Source organism: Streptomyces sp. NPDC047014 (genome assembly GCF_040644195.1).
Taxonomy (GTDB): domain Bacteria; phylum Actinomycetota; class Actinomycetes; order Streptomycetales; family Streptomycetaceae; genus Streptomyces.
Window position 1 is genome coordinate 45,744 of sequence record NZ_JBEYVX010000009.1, and the last position, 18,571, is coordinate 64,314.

Consider the following 18,571-nt stretch of genomic DNA (forward strand, 5'->3'; position numbering starts at 1 on the left):
GGGATCAGCCCCGCCCCGTCGGGCCGCCCGTCTCCTCCCGCGGTTCCAGCGGCGGCGAGACCAGGGCGCAGTGCGTATGGCACTGCGGATGGCAGGCCCCGGGCGCGGGGGAGCGTACGGTCGCCCAGGCCACCACCGCGCCCGCCACGAAGGCTCCCGCGCACCAGGGCATGGCCCGCCCGAACGCCGCGTCGAACTGGGCCGCCGACCGGTACGACTCCGGCCCCATCCCGGCCAGCAGCGGCAGCGCGGCCACCGCGAGCAGGCCGGCGGCGCGTGCCGCCGCGTTGTTGATACCGCTGGCCAGGCCCGCCCGCCCCGGGTCCACCGAGGCCAGTACGGTCGCCGTCAGCGGGGCCACCACGACCACCAGCCCCATCCCGAGCACCGCCATCGCGGGCAGCACGTCCCCCATGTACGAGGCGTCCGGGCCCAGCCGCAGCGCCAGCAGGGTCCCGGCAGCGCACAGCAGCGGCCCCACGGTGAGCGGGATCCGCGGCCCGATGCGCTCGCCGAGCTCGCCGGAGCGGGCCGACAGGAGCAGCATCAGCACGGTCGTCGGCAGCATGGCGGCCCCGGCGGCCAGCGCCGAGTACCCCGACACCACCTGGAGCTGGAGCACGACGAGGAAGAAGAAGCCGCCCAGGGCCGCGTACACGCAGAGGGTGACCAGGTTGACGGCCGTGAACTGGCGGGAGGCGAAGATGTCCGGCGGCACCATCGGATCGGCCCGCCGCCGTTCCACCAGGACGAAGCCCGCGCCCAGCAGGACGCCGCCGACCGCCGCCGCGATCACCGGGGCGCTGCCCGAGGACGCCTCGATCAGCGCGTAGGTGACCAGGCCGAGGGAGCCCGCGCCGAGCACGGCCCCGGCCACGTCGAAGCGCCCGTGCGCCCGCGGGTCCCGCGACTCCGGTACGTGGCGCAGCGCCACCGGCACGCACAGCGCGGCCACCGGCACGTTCAGCAGGAACACCCAGCGCCAGCCCGGCCCGTCCACCAGCCAGCCCCCGAGGAAGGGGCCCACCGCCGCGCCCACCCCGCCCAGCCCCGACCACAGGCCCACCGCGCGGCCCCGGTCCTCCGCGCGGATCGAGCCCTGGATCAGCGCCAGGGAGCCGGGGGTGAGCAGCGCCCCGCCGACGCCCTGGAGGGCCCGGGCGGCGACCAGTACGCCCGCGTTCGGGGCGAGCCCGCACAGCAGGGAGCCGATCGCGAACCAGATCACGCCCAGGACGAAGATCCGGCGCCGGCCGAAGCGGTCGCCGAGGGCCCCGCCGACCAGGATCAGACCGGCCAGGGTCAGCAGATAGGCGTTCACCGTCCACTGGAGCACGGCCAGATCGGCGTCGAGGTCCTGGCCGATGCGGGGGAGCGCCACGTTCACGACGGTGGAGTCCAGCAGGGCCATGGTCGAGCCGAGCACCGTGGCCAGCAGGATCCAGCGGCCGCGTGCGGACGCGATCGGGACGGAGGGGCCGGGGGGCTCGGAGGGGGCGGGCGGTTCGGCGGGCGCGGTCATGGTTTCAGGCTGGCCCGCGCGGCGGGGAAGGGCCAGCGGGGCGGGTGGCCGGATACGGCGCATCACGCTCATTAGGCCCTCTTGTAATGAGCATGACCGCTGATTCAGCATGACCCCCGCACGTCACGCGCACCCTTCCCGCACATCCCGCACACGGCGTACGAGGAGACAACACGTGGCCCCACGCGACAACCGGTCCGCACGGTCCTCACGATCTTCACAACCAGGCGAACCGGCACGGGTGCCGCGGCGCTCGTGGCTCATGCGGTCCTCAAGGCCCCCTCGGCCCTCCCGGTCCTTACGTGCGGCGCTCGCCGCCGTCACCGCGGTCCTGCTCCTGCCAGTGGGCGCGGGCGCCGCCGCGGCCGCGGCGGACCCGGTACCGGCGCCGACCGCGGCCGAGCGCAAGATCGAACCCAAGCTGCGCACCCAGCTCGACGCCTCCGGCAAGGCCGTCTTCTGGGTCTACCTCGACAGCGCCGCCGATCTGACCGCCGCACGCGGGCAGACCACCCGCGCCGCCAAGGCGGAAACGGTTCTGCGGACCAAGCGCGACCACGCCGCGCGCAGTCAGGCCGAGGTGGTCAAGGCCCTGCGGGGCGCGGGCGCCGAGTACACCTCGTACTGGATCGTGAACGCCCTGCGCGTCGTCGGCAGCGAGAAGCTGGCCGGGACCCTCGCCCAGCGCCCCGAGGTCGCGCGCATCGACGCCGACGACAAGGTGGAGCTGCCCAAGCCCGCCGAGGGCAAGCGCGAGCAGGCCGCCGCAGACGCCGTCGAGTGGAACATCGACCGGATCAAGGCCCCGCAGGTCTGGGAGCGGACCGGTGTGCGCGGCGAGGGCATCGTCGTCGCCAACATCGACAGCGGCGTCGACTACACCCACCCGGCCGTCAGCAACCAGTACCGCGGCAAGAAGGCCGACGGCAGCTACGACCACGCCTACAACTGGTTCGACCCGGCCGGAGTCTGCGGCACCGCCGCACCCTGCGACAACAATGACCACGGCACGCACACCATGGGCACGATGGTCGGCGACGACGGGGGCGCCAACAAGATCGGCGTGGCCCCCGGAGCCAAGTGGATCGCCGCCAAGGGCTGCGAGTCCAACTCCTGCTCCGAGGCGTCCCTGCTCGCCTCCGGCCAGTGGATCGTCGCCCCGACGGACGCCAACGGCCAGAACCCGCGGCCCGATCTCGCCCCGCACATCGTGAACAACTCCTGGGGCGGCTCCGGCGGCGACACCTGGTACCAGCAGATCGTCGACACCTGGCGGGCCGCCGGGATCTTCCCGGCCTTCTCCAACGGCAACTCCGGCCCCGGCTGCTCCACCGCCGGCTCACCCGGTGACTACGCCAGCTCCTACAGCTCCGGCGCCTTCGACATCAACAACGCGATCGCCTCCTTCTCCTCGCGTGGCGCGGGCCCCGGCGGCATCGTCAAGCCGAATATCTCCGCCCCCGGCGTGAACGTCCGCTCCTCCGTGCCCGGCGGCGCCTACGAGGCGTTCTCCGGCACCTCCATGGCCTCCCCGCACACCGCCGCGGCCGTCGCGCTGCTCTGGTCCGCCGCGCCCGCCCTCGAAGGCGACATCGCGCAGACCGAGGCCCTGCTCGACGGCACCGCGCTGGACACCGACAGCAGCCAGTGCGGGGGCAGCGCCGCCGACAACAACGTCTTCGGCGAGGGCCGGCTCGACGTCCTCGCCGCCGTCGACGCCGCCCCGCGCGGGGCCCTCGGCGCCCTCGCCGGAACCGTCCGCTCCGGCGGGCAGCCGCTGGCCGGGGTGAAGATCACCGCCGACGGCCCGATCGACCGTACGACCACGACGGGCGCCGACGGCGGCTACAGCTTCCCCGCCCTCTCGGTCGGCGAGTACACCCTGACCGCCGCCAAATTCGGCTACGGGGACCAGACCGCGACGGCCACCGTCACCGAGAACACCACCGCCACCGGCGACTTCACCCTGACCCAGGCCGCCTCCGGCCGGCTCACCGGCACCGTCTCCTCGGCCACCGGCCCCGCCCCCGGCGCCGCCGTCACCATCGCGGGCACCCCGGTGACCGCCACCGCGGACGCCCAGGGCCGCTTCGAGATCACCCTCCCGCACGGCACCTACGACGTACGCGCCACCCACACCTCCCGCTGCCTCACCGCGGGCACCGCCAAGGTCACCGTCGCCGGTGACACCACCGTGACCGTCACCCTGCCGGAGCGGACCGACTCCTACGGCTACGCCTGCGCCACCACGGGCGACCGGCCGTACGTCGCGGGCACCCAGCAGCTCGCCCTCACCGGCGACAACACCACCGAGCGCATCGACCTGCCCTTCCCGCTCCCGCTGTACGGGAAGACGTACGGCCAGGCGTGGATCGGTACGAACGGCACCGTCAGCTTCGGCGGCAACCACACCGGCGACATCAACGGCGACCTGCCCAGCACGGCGACCCCGAACGCGGCCCTGTACCCCTTCTGGGACGACCTGGTCGTCGGCGCGGCGGGCAGCGGCTCGGGCGTCTTCACCGCCGTCACCGGTACCGCCCCGCACCGGAGCTACGTGATCGAGTGGCGCGAGGTGTCCCACTGGTCGGCCCAGGCCGACAAGTTCTCCTTCTCGGCGTCCATCGGCGAGGACGGCACCGTCTCCTACGCCTACAAGGGCACCGGCGGCACCGGCATCAAGGGCGGCTCCACCGCCACCATCGGCGTGGAGAACGCCACCGGCACCGACGCCTTCGCGTACTCCTTCAACACCGCGGTCCTCAGCGACGGCCTGTCCATCGCCTTCCGCACCACGAAGAGCGGTGTGGTCGCGGGCCGGGTGCTCGACGCGAACGACGGGGGCGGCGTCGCGGGCGCCACGGTCACCGTCGGCAGCGGGGACACGGCGGTCTCCGCCACCACGGCGCAGGACGGCGGATACGTGGTCCAGGCGCCGTCGGGCGCGCGGCCGGTCTCCCTCACCGCCCCGCAGTACGAGTCCGCGACGGCGACGGTGGACGTCAAGGCCGCCGACGTCACCTCGGTCACGCAGTCCCTGCGCACCGGCAGGGTGACCGCCTCCGCGCCGTCGGTGGAGGTCGTCCTCCCGGCGAACCAGCAGCGCACCCGCACCCTGGAGCTGACCAACCCGGGCCTCGGCACGGCCTTCACGGTCTCCGAGAGCGCCCCCTGGCTGACGGCCACGCCCGCGGCGGGCGAACTGCCGACGGGGGCCAAAGCCGCCGTCGGCCTGGCGGTGGACACCACCGGGCTTGCGCCGGGCGCGGTCCTCACCGCCGAGCTGAAGATCACCTCGGCGAGCGGCCGGACCCCGGTGCTGACCGTCCCGGTCAAGGTGGTCGTACCGCGCTACCTGGTCGCCCTGGACGCGGGCTCCGGCTACGGCTCCACGGACGCCCTCGGTGACGCCTGGTCCCCGGACCGCAAGTACACGGCCGGCTCGTACGGCTACCAGGGCGGCGGGGACGTGGTCTCCACGGGCCGCACGATCGCGGGCACGGACGAGCAGCGGCTGTTCCGCAACGCGCGCGAGGGCATGTACGAATACCGCTTCGACAACGTGCCGAACGGCACCTACACGGTGGAGCTCGGCTTCGCGGAACTGTCCTCCACGAAGCCGAACAAGCGCGTCTTCGACGTCCTGGCGGAGGGCACGGAGGTCCTGCCCTCCCTGGACATCTCCCTGGAGGCAGGCACCTACAAGGCCCTGACCCGCAGCTACACGGTCACGGTCACGGACGGCACCCTGAACCTCCGCTTCATCACCCACAAGGGCTACGGCAAGCCCCTCCTGAACACCCTCCGGGTCACGGACCGCCCGGACCGGCCCTGAGCCGGTGAGGGAGGGGGCGGGGCACCCGCCCCGCCCCCTCCCTCCTCCTTCGACCCCGGCGCGGCATTCGGGTGGCAGCGCGGCGACTTCGCCGCGAGGTGCCCGGGTCCGCGCCGTGTCTCGTTAGCGTGAGCGACCATGACGCTCCTGAGCGACCAGGCCGAAACCGTCCGGACCCTCGTGGAATCCACGGACCCCGGAGCCGTATGGGCCGCAGGGGGCCCGGAGGGCGCGGAGGCCGGCTCTCCCGGCCCGGACCCGGGGGCCGTGTCCGGGTCTCCCGGCAGCGACCCGGACGCCCCCGCCCTGGACGTCGACGGGCTGGCGGCGGTGCTCGCGCTCTGGCCCGTCGTCGGCAGCCTGGTCGACGAGGGGGTGCTGAGCCTGCACACGCCGCTTGCCGCCTACGGTGAGCCCGTCGCGGCCGATGCCCCGGCCGGGACCACCGCTCACCACCTGCTCACCCGCCCCGGCGGCGCCGCCGCGCTCACCCGTCTCGTGGAACGCCTCACGGGCAGCCCGCTGGCCGAGCTGGCGGACGTACGGGTCTGGCGGCCCCTCGGCATGTCCGGCACCCGCTTCGACAGCGGCCGGCTCCACGCGCCCCTCGCCGACCTGATCCGCTTCCTGACTCGCCTGCTCCACCCGGACGGCACGGCGGACGGGCCGTCCCCCCTCACGCACGCCTGGACGGCCGAGTCCCTCCGCATCCGCACCGGCGAACTCACCCCCGCACGCGGCCTGCTGTGGCAGCCCGCCCCGCACGGCGTCTGGACCCACCACGGCCCGACGGACCCCGGCCCCGCCCTGTGGGTCTCCCCGCGCCACGGCCGCTGGGCGGTACTCCTGCCCTCCGGGGCGGCCCCCGACGGCCCGCTCCGGAGCGCCTTCCGCGAGGCCGTCTTCGCCGCCCCGGCCGTGGTCCCCCGGGTGTAGCCCTCGGAGCGCGCGGCCGACGACCGGGACGTACGGTGATGCCGAAGTCACCGCCCGTCGTCGTTCGCTGCGGAGGTACCGGATGCGCAAGGCCCAAGGGGCTGCCCTGACCGGCCTCAAGGCCCGCGTCCGGGCCCTGGCCACCCGAGCCGCCGTACGGCCCCACCCCACCCCGACGGCCACCGGCCCGGGGAGCCCGCCCGCTCAGGACCTCCCGGCCGAGCCGGTGGCCGCGCACACCTCGGGGGCCGAGGCCGCGCCCGGTGTTACGGATTGCCCGCACCCCTCAGGCTCCGCGGCCGGGCCCGGCACCACATCAGCCCGGTCCCGTTCCGCGCGCCGGCGCGTGCGGGCCGTCGGCGGGTCGGTGTTCGGGGGACGTCGGGTCGGTCTGCCGGGGGCCGTCGCGCCCGCTCAGGCCGTGGTCGGCGGGCGGGTCGGAGGCGTGCCGGGGAGCGGGCTGAGGGGGCTGGTTCCGCCGTGGCGCCGGACGGGTGGGGTGGCTGTTTCCGGGGCCGTGCTGCGGGCCGTGCGTTCCCGGCAGGGGGAGGCGCCCGTGGTGGTGCGGACCCGGGGCGGGAAGAGCGTGCTGGTATTGCTCGATCCCCGGGATCTGCGGCGGTTCTACGACGAGCCCGCGGGCGTGTTCGCGGCTGAGCCTGCGCGGGCCTGCCCCGGTGCCGACGGTGCCGACTGCTCCCGGGGTGACGCGCGGGCCGAGCGGCGGGAGGTGAGTGTTCTCGCGCTCGGGGCGGGGGTGGCCGTGCATCCCGCGGCCGGGGCCATCCTCGCGGTCGTCGCCGAGGAGGCTCGGCAGCTCAGCGCCGACGGGAGACTCGACCTCGCCCGCGCCCGGCGCGCCGTGCACCGGGCCGCACGCCGGATCGTGCTCGGTGATGCCGCCGCGGATGATGTTGAACTTGCCGGCTGGCTGGCCCAGTTGTGCGCCGGTGGCAAGGGCCCGCGTATGACCCGGGTGCTGGAGGGCAAGGTCCGGGACCGGATCGAGGGATACGCGCGCCACGCCGATGACGCCGCGCTCGTCACGCGGGCCGCGCCCCACACCGACGAGGCCCGGCTCTGGCTGGTGGCCATGGACGCCGTGCCCCAGACCCTGCTGCGCACCCTGCTCCTGCTCGGCGCGCACCCCGCCGAGCAGGACGCGGCCGCGGCCGAAGCCTCCGCCGAGGTGGCCGCGGGGCCGGCCCGCGGGGAACTGCCCCGGCTGCGGGCCTGCGTACGCGAAGCCCTGCGGCTGTACCCCGTCGTGCCCGAGCTGATCCGGATCACCCACGCCGAGACCGAATGGCGCGGCGTACGCCACCCGCCCGGCACCCCCGTGCTGCTGCCCGTCGCCTTCCACCAGCGCGACCCCGAACGGGTCCCGGCCGCGCACGTCTTCGTACCCGGCCGCTGGAAGAACCCCGGCGCCGACCAGGACACGCGCATGGCCCCCTTCAGCCACGGCGGCGGCCGCTGCCCGGGGGACCAGCTCGGCCTGATGGTGACGGCCGCGTTCTGCGCCGAGCTGCTGCGCACCCACCGGATCACCGGCAGCCGGCCGGTGCTCGACCCGGTCGGACCGCTGCCGATGACCGTGGACCCGTACGCCGTCCGCCTCGCCCTCCGCCGCCGCTGACGGACCCGTACGCACATCCCTGCCTGCATCCCCCCGACCCCCCGAGGACCGATCCCATGCCCGACGCCGCGACCTCCGCGTCCACCGCCCCGGACGTCGACCTGCTCGACGCCCCGTGCCGCGCACTTGCCGAGGCCGCCGACGCGGTCGGCGAAGCCGCCCGGTACGCCTCCGGCCTGGCCCTCGGCGCGCGCCTGCCCGCCGCGGCGCTCACCCGCGGAGGCGGTACGAGGCGGGGCTGGCGCACCCTGCTGCGCACCCTCACGGAACCGGCCGGGTTCGGCTGGGCGCCCCGTGGCAGGGGAGTGGCACGGGCCGGACGGCTCGCCGGGATCCTGGCCGGCCGGGAGAGCCTGGCGATCAGCATCGCCGTCTGCGGACTCCGCGCGCGGATCCGGGCGGCCGGCGCGACCCGGCCCGAACTGCTGGCGGATCCCGGCACGGCGGCGGTCCTGCGCGCGGTGGAGGACGGCCGCCAGGCCGAGGCCGTACGGCTGTTCCGGGGCATCGAGCGCGAGCGGGGCGCCGGGCACGCCTACGCCCTGCTGGCTCCCTCGTTCGCGGACATCCTCGCCTGGGACGCCCTGACCGACACCAACCCCTTCAACGACCACGCCGGCTGGCAGATCGCCACCGGCCGGGCCGAGACGGCGGACCCGCTCCTCGGACTCGGCGCCGCCGTCCGCGCGTTCTGCGACCGGGGTACGGGCCTCCCCGCATCCCCCGCCGCCGGGCCGGAGCCGGGCCCCGCGCGCGGACCCGTGGAGCGCCCCGTACTCCGCCCCGTACCCTCGCGCCCGCCACGGCCTTCCGCCCGGCGGCGGCACGGCAGCCTGGACGGCCACGCGAGCGCCCTGAGCTCGCACGCGGTACGGCTGCGCGGGGCGGCCCGTACGGCCGGATGGCAGGACCCGCGGGACGCGGCGCTCCGCGCCGAGGTCGAACGGCTCGCCACCCGCTGCGCGACGGCGGCCTCCGGCCTCGCCCTCGCCGCGGCCCAGCTCCAGGACGGCTGAACCGCCGGGTCCAGGACCTACAGCACCAGCGAGAGCAGGAGCACGCAGCCCAGCCCCACCACCGAGATGATCGTCTCCATCACCGACCAGGTCTTCAAGGTCTGGCCGACGGTCATCCCGAAGTACTCCTTCACCATCCAGAAGCCGGCGTCGTTGACATGGCTGAAGAACAGCGAGCCCGCACCGATGGCCAGGACCAGCAGCGCCGTCCCGGTCGTGGACATGTCCGCCGCGAGCGGTGCGACCAGCCCGGCGGCCGAGATGGTGGCCACCGTCGCCGAGCCGGTGGCCAGCCGGATGGCCACGGCGATCAGCCAGGCCAGCAGCAGGGTCGGGACCGCCCAGTTCTTCGAGATATCCATGATCATCTGGCCGGTGCCGATGTCGATGAGCGTCTGCTTGAAGCCGCCGCCCGCGCCGACGATCAGCAGGATCCCCGCGATCGGGGCGAGCGACTTCTCCACCGTCGCCGAGATCCGCTCCCGGCTGAACCCGGCGGCCCGCCCCAGGGTGACCATGCCCACCAGCACCGCCGCGAGCAGGGCGATCAGCGGAGAGCCGATCACATCGGTCACCCGCTGCACCGGATTGTCCGGGTCGTTGACCACGATGTCGACGAGCGCCTTGACGAGCATCAGCACCACCGGCAGCAGCACGGTGAGGACGGTCGCCGCGAACCGGGGCCGGTGCTCCGCCTCGGCGGCGGGGCGCTGCTGCTCGATCACGCGCTCGGGCGCCGGGATGTCCACCCACCGCGCCGCGTACCGGGAGAACAGCGGGCCCGCGATGATCACGGTGGGGATGGCCACGACGACACCGAGCGCGAGGGTCACACCGAGGTTCGCGTGCAGGGCGTCGATGGCGACGAGGGGGCCGGGGTGCGGGGGTATCAGCCCGTGCATGACCGACAGTCCGGCCAGCGCCGGGATGCCGATCCGCATCAGTGAGTAGTTCCCGCGCCTGGCCACGAGCAGCACCACCGGGATCAGCAGCACGATGCCGACCTCGAAGAAGAGCGGCAGCCCGATCACGGAGGCGATGAGCACCATCGCCCAGGGCATCGCCCGGCCCTTGGCGCGCGCCAGGATGGTGTCGACGATCTCGTCGGCGCCGCCGGAGTCCGCCAGCAGCCGGCCCAGGATGGCACCGAGCGCGATGAGTACGCCGACCCCCGCGACCGTGGCGCCCAGTCCGGCGGTGAAACTCGCGATGGTCTTGGCGAGCGGCGCGCCCGCGAAGACACCGAGGGCGAGGGAGCCGACCGTCAGCGCGAGGAAGGCGTGGAGCTTGAGACGGGTGATGAGCAGGACGATGACGGCGATGCCCGCGAGGACGGCTATCCCCAGCTGGGTGTTCCCGGCCGAGGTGATCGGTGCGGTGCCGGCCGCTGCCAGTGTCTCGACGTTGAGACTGGTCACGGTGACGTTTCCTCAGTTCTCTTGTGTGCTGAGCCAGTTGAGGGCGGCCAGGGCCCGTTCGGTGATCTCTTCGGGGGAGCCGGCGACCTCGACCACGACGCCCGGTTCGTCCTCCTGGAGCGGTTCGAGCGTGGCGAACTGCGAATCCAGCAGGGTCGTCGGCATGAAATGCCCCTTGCGCTCCGCCATCCGCCGCTCGATCAGCGGGCGGTCACCGGTGAGGTGGACGAACACCGCCCCCGGGGCGGCGGCCCGCAGCCGGTCGCGGTAGACCCGCTTGAGGGAGGAGGCGGCGATCACGCCGCCGCACCGCCCGGCGCTGTTGCGGATCCACTCACCGATGGCGTCCAGCCACGGCCAGCGGTCCGCGTCGTCCAGCGGGACGCCGGCCGACATCTTGGCGACGTTCGCCGGGGGATGGAAGGCGTCGCCCTCCGCGTACGGGACGCCGAGCTCCTCGGCGAGCAGCCGGCCCACGGTCGTCTTGCCCGTGCCGGCCACGCCCATCACCACAATGACGCGCTGGGTGCTCACGCCGCCTACCTCGCTGTCCTCGTCGACATCGGTTCGTGGCCCCACTAGAGCGCATTAAGTACTACGTATTCAAGACCCGGGTGAAAAACATCGCATCTTTCACCGACGCGGGCGTGACCGTACGCTTACGCCATGACCACCGAAGGCAGTCCCGCACAGGGCCTCCACTCCCGCGTGCTGGACACCCTCGGCCTCGCCATCGCCGCGGGGGAGCACCCGCCCGGCAGCGTCCTGCGCACCGACGAGATCGCCGGGTCCTTCGACGCCTCCCGCACCGTCGTGCGCGAGGTCGTCCGCGTCCTGGAGTCGATGCACCTGGTGGAGTCCCGGCGCCGGGTCGGCGTCACCGTCCGCCCCACCGACGAGTGGAACGTCTACGACCCCCGGGTGATCCGCTGGCGGCTGGCCGGCCCCGACCGGCCCCGCCAGCTGCGCTCGCTCACCGTGCTCCGCTCCGCGATCGAGCCCGTCGCGGCGGGTCTGGCGGCGAGCCTGGCCACGCCCGAGCAGTGCGCCGCGCTCACCGAAGCCGCCCTCGGCATGGTCCGCACCTCGCGCGGCCACCAGCTCGACGGCTACCTGCACCACGACATCGCCTTCCACCGGGTGGTGCTCAACGCCTCCGGGAACGAGATGTTCGCCCGGCTCGGTGACGTGGTCGCGGAGGTCCTGACCGGCCGGACCGAGCACGCGGTGATGTTCCACGACCCCGACCCGGCGGCGGTCACCCTGCACGTCCAGGTGGCGGAGGCGGTCCGCGAGGGCGACGCGGCCCGCGCCGAGGCCCTGACCCGCCGGATCGCGGTGGGCGCCCTGGAGGAACTGGACGTCCTGGCCCCCTGAGGCCCGTCCGGCGTAGCCGCCCCGCGCCTTCGGGATAATGGCGGCGACCAGCAGGAACAGTGCAGACGCCGGGCCCGTTCCACGGCCCGGCAGGAGAAGGAGCCCCCGATGGACGTGCAGCACTTCGAGCGCATCACCGCTTTCATCGAGGCGCGGCTCACCCCGCTGTTCGACGAGTCGACGGGCAGCGAGCACGGCTTCGCCATGGACGACACCTCCCGCGCGCTGCGCGCCCTGCGCAACTCCGTCCTGGAGGCGTCCGCCGTCAAGGGCCTCATCGCCCAGCGGGACTCCGCCGAGCAGGCCACGCGCCGCGTCATCGACCAGTCCGTCGAGCACCACTGGGACGTGCTGCGGGGCATCGCCCGCCAGTGGGAGGACCACGGCGACTTCCGCCACGAGTTCAAGCACCACGCCTGGGAGCTCGACCACCACCACGCCACCGCGGAGGCGTGACCCCGCCCGCCCCGCTCGCGGCACGGAAACGGGCCCCGGAACCGCGCACGCGGTTCCGGGGCCCGTTCACCGCCCCGCTCAGGCCCCGCCGGCTCCCTGGCGCGGCGTGGTCTGCTGCACCGCCCAGCCGTTGCCGTCCGGGTCGGAGAAGTAGACGAAGGACCCCCAGGGCAGGTCCTGGATCTCCGTCACCTCCACGCCCCGGCCGCGCAGGTCCTCGTACGCGGCCTCGATGTCGGTGACGACCACCTGGAGGTTGTCGAGCGAGCCCGGCGTCATACGGGTCAGGCCCCGGCCGATCGCGATCGAGCAGGCCGAGCCCGGCGGGGTCAGCTGGACGAAGCGGATCTCCTCGCTGACCGTGACGTCGTGGTCGGCGTTGAAGCCGATCTTCTCGTAGAAGGTCTTGGCGCGGTCGATGTCCGTGACGGGCACGGCGACCAGTTCCAGTTTGATGTCCATCCCAGCATCATGCTCCCGGCACCGGCGCCCCGCCGCCCGACACCGCGAACTGGGTGCGGTACAGCTCCTCGTACCGGCCGCCCGCCGCCAGCAGTTCACCGTGCGTGCCCCGCTCCACGATCCGGCCATCCTCGACGACCAGGATCAGGTCCGCCGCCTGCACCGTCGACAGCCGGTGCGCGATGACCACCGCCGTCCGGCCCGCCAGCGCCTCGCCCAGGGCCTCCTGCACCGCCGCCTCCGAGGTCGAGTCCAGGTGCGCGGTCGCCTCGTCCAGGACGACCACCCGCTGCCGGGCCAGCAGCAGCCGGGCGATGGTCAGCCGCTGCCGCTCCCCGCCCGACAGCCGGTAGCCGCGCTCACCGACCACCGTGTCCAGACCGTCCGGCAGCGAGGCCACCAGCCCGTCCAGCCGCGACCGGCGCAGGGCCTCCCAGATCTCCTCCTCGGTGGCCTCCGGCCGGGCCAGCAGCAGGTTCGCCCGGACGGACTCGTGGAAGAGGTGGCCGTCCTGCGTGACCATGCCGAGCGTGTCGCGGATCGAGTCCGCCGTCAGCTCGCGTACGTCGACCCCGCCCAGCCGGACCGTGCCCGCGTCGGCGTCGTACAGCCGCGGGAGCAACTGCGCGACGGTCGACTTGCCCGCGCCGGAGGAGCCCACCAGGGCGATCATCTGGCCCGGCTCGGCGCGGAAGGACACCTCGTGCAGGACGCGCGTACCGCCCCGGTCGTCGAGTACGGCGACCTCCTCCAGGGAGGCCAGGGAGACCTTGTCGGCGGCCGGGTAGCCGAAGGAGACGCGGTCGAACTCGACGGACACCGGTCCCTCGGGCACCCGGCGGGCGTCCGGCTTCTGCGTGATGAGGGGCTTGAGGTCCAGGATCTCGAAGACCCGCTCGAAGCTCACCAGCGCGCTCATCACCTCGACGCGGGCACCGGCGAGCGCGGTCAGCGGGGCGTACAGCCGGGTCAGGAGCAGGGCGAGGGCGACGACGGAACCGGCGTCCAGGCTGCCGCGCAGGGCGTAGAAGCCGCCGAGCCCGTAGACGAGGGCCAGGGCGAGGGCCGACACCAGGGTGAGGGCGGTGATGAACGCCGACTGGGCCATGGCCGTGCGCACGCCGATGTCCCGTACGCGTGCGGCCCGTAGCGCGAACTCGGCGGACTCGTCGGCGGGCCGGCCGAACAGCTTGACCAGGGTCGCGCCGGGCGCCGAGAACCGCTCGGTCATCTGGGTGCCCATCGCGGAGTTCAGGTCGGACGCCTCGCGCTGCATCGCCGCCATCCGCGTGCCCATCCGGCGGGCCGGGATCACGAACACCGGCAGCAGGGCCAGCGCCAGCAGGGTGATCTGCCAGGACAGGCTGAGCATCACGGTGAGGGTCAGCAGCAGGGTCACGGTGTTCCCGGCCACCCCGGACAGGGTGGTGGCGAAGGCGCGCTGGGCGCCGATGACGTCGTTGTTGAGGCGGCTGACGAGGGCTCCCGTCCGCGTGCGGGTGAAGAACGCGACGGGCATCCGCTGCACATGGTCGAAGACGGCCGTCCGCAGGTCCAGGATCAGCCCCTCGCCGAGCGTGGCGGAGAACCGGCGGGCCAGCAGCCCGAGCCCCGCCTCGGCCAGTGCGATCAGCGCGATGAGCAGGGCGAGCCGGACCACCGTGCCGCTCTCCCGGCCCTCCACGATGGCGGTCACGACCCGGCTGGCCAGCACGGGAGTGGCGACCGCCAGCAGCGCGGTCGCGACGCTCAGCAGGAGGAAGAGGGCGATCCCGCGGCGGTGCGGGCGGGCGAAGGCGGCGACGCGGCGCAGACCGGCCCGGGAGAACGGGCGGCGGTCCTGCTGGGCGTTGACGGCGCTGTGCAGCGAGGTCCAGGCGGTGACTTCCATATCCATGAGCCGCACGCTAGGACCTCGACCAAAGTTGAGGTCAAGGAGCCGTCCGTCAGTCGTCGGCCATCTGCCCGCCGCCCGTCCGTCATCCGTCCGGCCCTCAACTCCCTTTCGGAAAAGGGAGAACCAAGCCCGTCCCGGCTGTCGGTGCTCGCTGGCATCATCAGTCCATGACGCAGGGATCCGAGCCCGATCGCCTGGCGACCGGCACCACCGACACCGTCCTGCACCTCTTCGAGCGCTGGGCACGGGACACCCCCGACGCCCCCGCCCTCCTCACCAACCGGCAGCGCCTCTCCTACGGCGAGGTCGACGCCCGCGCCAACCGGCTGGCGCACCATCTGATCGCCGCCGGACTGCCGCCCGGCGGCCTCGTCGCGGTCGCCGCCACCTGGCAGGCCGAACTGGTCGTCGGCATCCTCGCCGTCCTCAAGGCGGGCGGGGCCTACGCCGTCGTCGACGCGGAGAACGCCCGCACCGGGCGGCGCCAACTGGCCGCGCTCCAGCCCCTCGTACCCTTCGCTCTCCTCACCGCCGAGCAGCACCGGGCCCCGCTCGACACCGGCTCGGGGCTGCGCACGATCCGGCCGCATGCGGAATCCGCCGAGATCGACGCCCGGCCCGCCCACGCGCCCGACCGCGCGGAGCCGGCCGACGGCGGGGCCGTCCTCTTCACCGCCGGACAGACCCCGCGCCCGGTTCCCGTCGGCCACGCCCTGCTCCTCGCCGCCCACCGGGGCTGGGCCGAACTGGCCCGGCTCACCCCGCAGGACCGGCACCTCATCACCGCCCGCCCGGACATCACCGCCTTCGCCGCCGGATGGACCCGCGCCCTCTGCTCCGGCGGCGGCCTCGTCCTCCCCGACGCCCCCTCCTGGCCCGCCGGGGACCCGCGGCAGATCCGTACGGCCATCGAGGAGCAGCAGGTCAGCGTGGTCCACACGGATCCGGCCGGCATCGGCTCCCTGGTGGTCGACGGCCCCCGGCCGCATGCCCGGGACCGCCGGACCGGCCCGCGGGCACTGCGTACCCTCCGGCTGGCCACCGTCACCGGCGACCGCCTCCACCTCGACGAACTCGACGCCCTGCACGCCCGCTTGCGGCCCGGCGTACGCGTCCTGAACGTCTACGGCCTCACCGAGACCGCCGGCGTGGGCACCGCCTTCGAACTCGCCCAGCTGACCGCCCCCGTGAGCGAACCGGAACGCCACTCCCTCCTCGGCACCCCCTTCGCGGGCTGCGCAGTCCGCTGCGAGGACGGGGAGATCCACCTCGTCCCCTCCGACGGCGGCGACGCGATACCCACCGGCGACCTCGGCCTGCTCCGCCCCGACGGCCTCCTGGAGTACGCCGGCCGGATCCGCCACCGGATCAGCCTCCCCGAAGGCCCCCTGGAGCCGCAGGAGGTGGAGGCCGCGATCCGTACCCACCCCGGCATCGGCGCGGCCGTCCTCGCCGAGATCGACAAGGACGGGCAGCGCCGGCTCGTGGCCTACGTCGCCCCGCCGCCGGGCGATCCGGCCTGGGACGCCTCCGCCCCGCTCCCCGCCATCCACGAACTGCGCAACCACCTGGCCGGGATCGTCCCCAAGGACATCTCCCCGCAGATCCTCGTCCGGCTCCGCGCCCTGCCGCGCACCCGGGGCGGCCAGGAGGACCGCACCGCCCTTCCGCTGCCCTCGCAGCCGGGCTCCGGCCGGCCCGCGCCGAACGGCGTCAAGTTCACCCCGGGCGCCCCCACCGGAGCCCTCCCCGACGTCGGCGGCCTGCACGCCGGATGCCTGACGTTCGTCCTCGCGCTCGCGGCCCTGGTGTTCACCAACGTGGTCTGGCCGGGCTCCACGGACCTCTCCGCCGTGCCCAACCCCTGGGCGGCCCTCTTCGTCGTGCTCTACCTGGCCGAATGCCTGTCCTTCGGCGCGGGGATCGCCTTCCTCCTCACCGGCTACCGGCGGATGGTCCGCCGGGAGCGCGACCGGCCCGGCGGCTGGACCCGGGCCGCCCACCTCGCGACGTCCTACCTGTTGCTGGCCTGGTGGCCGCAGGACAACGCCTACCGGCTGGCGGCCAAGCACGACTGGCCGCTCCAGGCGCTGCTCGTCTACGCCTTCAACATCCCGCTGATGATCGCCGCCTTCGTGGTGGCCCGCCACCTCACCCGCAGGCCCGCCTCCCCCTTCGACTTCGAGGACCGCGACTGAATCAGGGCCCGCTTCACCGCGCGGCCCCGGTCGGGCCGAACATCGCCCCGACCGCCCGCGCCCCCGACCGCACCAGCTCCTCGGCCGCGTCCAGCGCCTCCGCGCTGTGCGCGGCCACCAGCACCCCCAGCCAGGGCGCCGGTTCGAAGGCCGCCGTCGGGATCGCGGGCACGAACACCGCCCCGGACTCCGCGCAGCCCCACGCCAGCTCCCCGCACAGCTCCGCCAGCTGGGCCTCCGGCAGCCGCGCCCCCAGCTCCACCCGGTCCACGACCCGTACGAGATGCCCCGCGCCCCGCAGCACATCGAGCCGGGCCGCCACCATGAAGGCCACCGAGGGCCCGGTCAGCCGCAGGTTCGTCTCGGTCGGCGCCAGGCGGCCCGTACCGTCCGCGACGAAGTCCACGTCGAACCAGCCCCGGTAGCCGGAGGCCGCCAGCTCCCCGCCGACGGCCGCCCCGAACGCGAGCAGCGGCCCCTCCGCCGACGCGGGCACCGCCCCGGGGCCCACGGTGGCGCCGCCGTAGCAGCCGTCCACCACGTCCATCCGGGCCGCCCCCACCGTGTGCACCCGGCCCGCCTCGTCCACGAAGCCGTCGTACGTCAGATCCCGCGGGCCGTCCCCGTCCGCCGCCGGGCCGTCCACGTACTCCTCCACCAGCAGCGGCCCGCGCGGCAGCCGCCGCAGCACGGCGCGCGCCCCGCCCGCCGCCCGGACCTGCGCGGCCGTCACCACCGTGGTGCCCGAACCGCCGACCCCGTGCTCCGATTTCAGCACCGTACTCTCGCCCGCCCGGGTGCGCGCCGCCAGCAGCCGCACCGCCGCCCACCGGGACGCGGCCCGCCACTGCCCCGGCAGCACGATCCCCGGATGCCCGCCGCCCGCGAGGATCCGCTCGAACAGGCCGTGCGCCGCGTACTTCGACTCGTACCGCAGCTCCCCGGGCCGCCACGGCCGGCCCGCCAGCTCACCGAACGGCCGGGTCCGCCCCCACGGTACGAGGGGTTGCGCGGCCCCGGTCAGCCGCGCGGCCAGCGCAGGCCGGGCGCGGACCGCCTCGCACAGCCCCGGGCCCCGCTCCAGCAGCCCGTCGTACACCTCCAGCCCGGTCCAGCCGAGCTGCCGGCAGACCAGCTCCGTCCAGGCCGCCGGGACGGGCCGGGGGAGGACCAGGGCGGCCGGGTGGGGGCTGTAGAAGGCGGCCAGGCAGGCGTAGTGGTGCGCGGCCGGCTGCTCCCCGGCCAGGGAGGGGTCGGCGAACTGCGCGTTGTACTCGGCGACGTTGCCGATGTGCACGGCGGGCCGCCCGCCGGTCCAGGCCCGCGCCCAGTCGGCGAGCGGGGCGGGAGCCGTCTCGAAGCGGACGAGGGGCGGGGGCGCGACGGGCTCTCCGGCGGCAGGGCGGGGCGGGACCTGAGTCGCGCCCATGGCCCGGTAGAAGCCGGTCGCGTACGGGTCGGAGTCGATGACCAGCCGGCGCACGCCCAGCCCGGCGGCCCGGCGCAGCACGTCACGGTAGAGCAGCCGGCCCACACCCCGCCCGATCGCGGAGGGTTCCACGAAGAGCAGCCCCAGCTGCGCGGTCGGGGCCGTGCCCTCCAGCGAGGCCAGCCCCAGCACCTGCCCCCGCGCGTCCTCGGCCACCACGATCCGGCGGGCCGTCACCTCCCCGGGGCGGATCAGCAGCTCCGGCGCGCACGCGGCCAGGAAGGCGTCGTCGTACCCCCAGTGCGCCTTCGACCTCATCACGAGCCCGGTCAGCGCCCCCGCCTCGGCCGCCCGCGCGGCCCTGACCTCCAGCAATTGCCGACCTC

Annotated in this window: 13 protein-coding genes; 7 read left to right on the plus strand and 6 right to left on the minus strand. The window is 74.6% G+C overall.

Translation table 11 applies throughout. The features are described from left to right. Window positions 1-4: 4 nt before the first annotated feature. A complete protein-coding gene (locus ABZ873_RS08455) occupies window positions 5-1,522 on the minus strand; it encodes a DHA2 family efflux MFS transporter permease subunit (protein WP_360867197.1) in 1,518 nt (505 codons plus the stop codon). 343 nt (window positions 1,523-1,865) lie between these two features. On the opposite strand from ABZ873_RS08455, the gene ABZ873_RS08460 reads away from it, so the two are divergent. The 4 genes from ABZ873_RS08460 (at window position 1,866) to ABZ873_RS08475 (ending at window position 8,948) form a co-directional block, all read left to right on the plus strand. Further along, window positions 1,866-5,357 (plus strand): S8 family serine peptidase, encoded by a 3,492-nt coding sequence (locus tag ABZ873_RS08460; RefSeq protein WP_360867200.1) that lies wholly within the window; start codon window positions 1,866-1,868, stop codon window positions 5,355-5,357. Between the two features lie 138 nt (window positions 5,358-5,495). Continuing rightward, window positions 5,496-6,293, plus strand: coding sequence for a serine hydrolase (locus ABZ873_RS08465; protein ID WP_360867203.1), 798 nt, complete (start codon window positions 5,496-5,498; stop codon window positions 6,291-6,293). 556 nt (window positions 6,294-6,849) lie between these two features. Then, window positions 6,850-7,932, plus strand: a complete 1,083-nt coding sequence (locus ABZ873_RS08470; RefSeq protein WP_360867206.1) for a cytochrome P450 — start codon at window positions 6,850-6,852, stop codon at window positions 7,930-7,932. Between the two features lie 56 nt (window positions 7,933-7,988). After that, window positions 7,989-8,948: a hypothetical protein gene (locus ABZ873_RS08475; RefSeq protein WP_360867209.1), complete on the plus strand. Its 960-nt coding sequence runs from the start codon at window positions 7,989-7,991 to the stop codon at window positions 8,946-8,948. Window positions 8,949-8,965: 17 nt separating this feature from the next. Here the strand turns inward: ABZ873_RS08475 and ABZ873_RS08480 are convergent, their stop codons facing one another. Further along, window positions 8,966-10,366 (minus strand): gluconate:H+ symporter, encoded by a 1,401-nt coding sequence (locus ABZ873_RS08480; protein ID WP_360867212.1) that lies wholly within the window; start codon window positions 10,364-10,366, stop codon window positions 8,966-8,968. Between the two features lie 12 nt (window positions 10,367-10,378). Further along, the gene (locus tag ABZ873_RS08485) at window positions 10,379-10,900 is read right to left on the minus strand and encodes a gluconokinase (RefSeq protein ID WP_360867215.1); all 522 of its coding nucleotides are present in this window, start codon (window positions 10,898-10,900) and stop codon (window positions 10,379-10,381) included. A 132-nt stretch (window positions 10,901-11,032) separates the two neighbouring features. Here ABZ873_RS08485 and ABZ873_RS08490 point away from each other — a divergent pair, with 132 nt between their 5' ends. Together ABZ873_RS08490 and ABZ873_RS08495 are read left to right on the plus strand one after the other, a co-directional pair. Next, window positions 11,033-11,743, plus strand: coding sequence for an FCD domain-containing protein (locus ABZ873_RS08490; RefSeq protein WP_360867218.1), 711 nt, complete (start codon window positions 11,033-11,035; stop codon window positions 11,741-11,743). A gap of 108 nt (window positions 11,744-11,851) precedes the next feature. After that, window positions 11,852-12,199 carry a hypothetical protein gene (locus tag ABZ873_RS08495; protein ID WP_360867221.1) on the plus strand — a complete coding sequence of 116 codons (348 nt, stop codon included), beginning with the start codon at window positions 11,852-11,854 and terminating at the stop codon, window positions 12,197-12,199. 78 nt (window positions 12,200-12,277) lie between these two features. Here ABZ873_RS08495 and ABZ873_RS08500 read toward each other — a convergent pair whose 3' ends face one another. Together ABZ873_RS08500 and ABZ873_RS08505 are read right to left on the minus strand one after the other, a co-directional pair. Then, entirely contained in the window at window positions 12,278-12,661 is a 384-nt protein-coding gene (locus ABZ873_RS08500) for a VOC family protein (protein WP_360867224.1), read from the minus strand. 7 nt (window positions 12,662-12,668) lie between these two features. After that, window positions 12,669-14,558, minus strand: a complete 1,890-nt coding sequence (locus ABZ873_RS08505) for an ABC transporter ATP-binding protein (RefSeq protein ID WP_360867226.1) — start codon at window positions 14,556-14,558, stop codon at window positions 12,669-12,671. Between the two features lie 167 nt (window positions 14,559-14,725). Here ABZ873_RS08505 and ABZ873_RS08510 point away from each other — a divergent pair, with 167 nt between their 5' ends. Then, window positions 14,726-16,756, plus strand: a complete 2,031-nt coding sequence (locus tag ABZ873_RS08510; protein ID WP_360867228.1) for an AMP-binding protein — start codon at window positions 14,726-14,728, stop codon at window positions 16,754-16,756. A 13-nt stretch (window positions 16,757-16,769) separates the two neighbouring features. Here the strand turns inward: ABZ873_RS08510 and ABZ873_RS08515 are convergent, their stop codons facing one another. Continuing rightward, window positions 16,770-18,560: a GNAT family N-acetyltransferase gene (locus ABZ873_RS08515; protein WP_360867230.1), complete on the minus strand. Its 1,791-nt coding sequence runs from the start codon at window positions 18,558-18,560 to the stop codon at window positions 16,770-16,772. Between the last annotated feature and the right edge of the window lie 11 nt (window positions 18,561-18,571).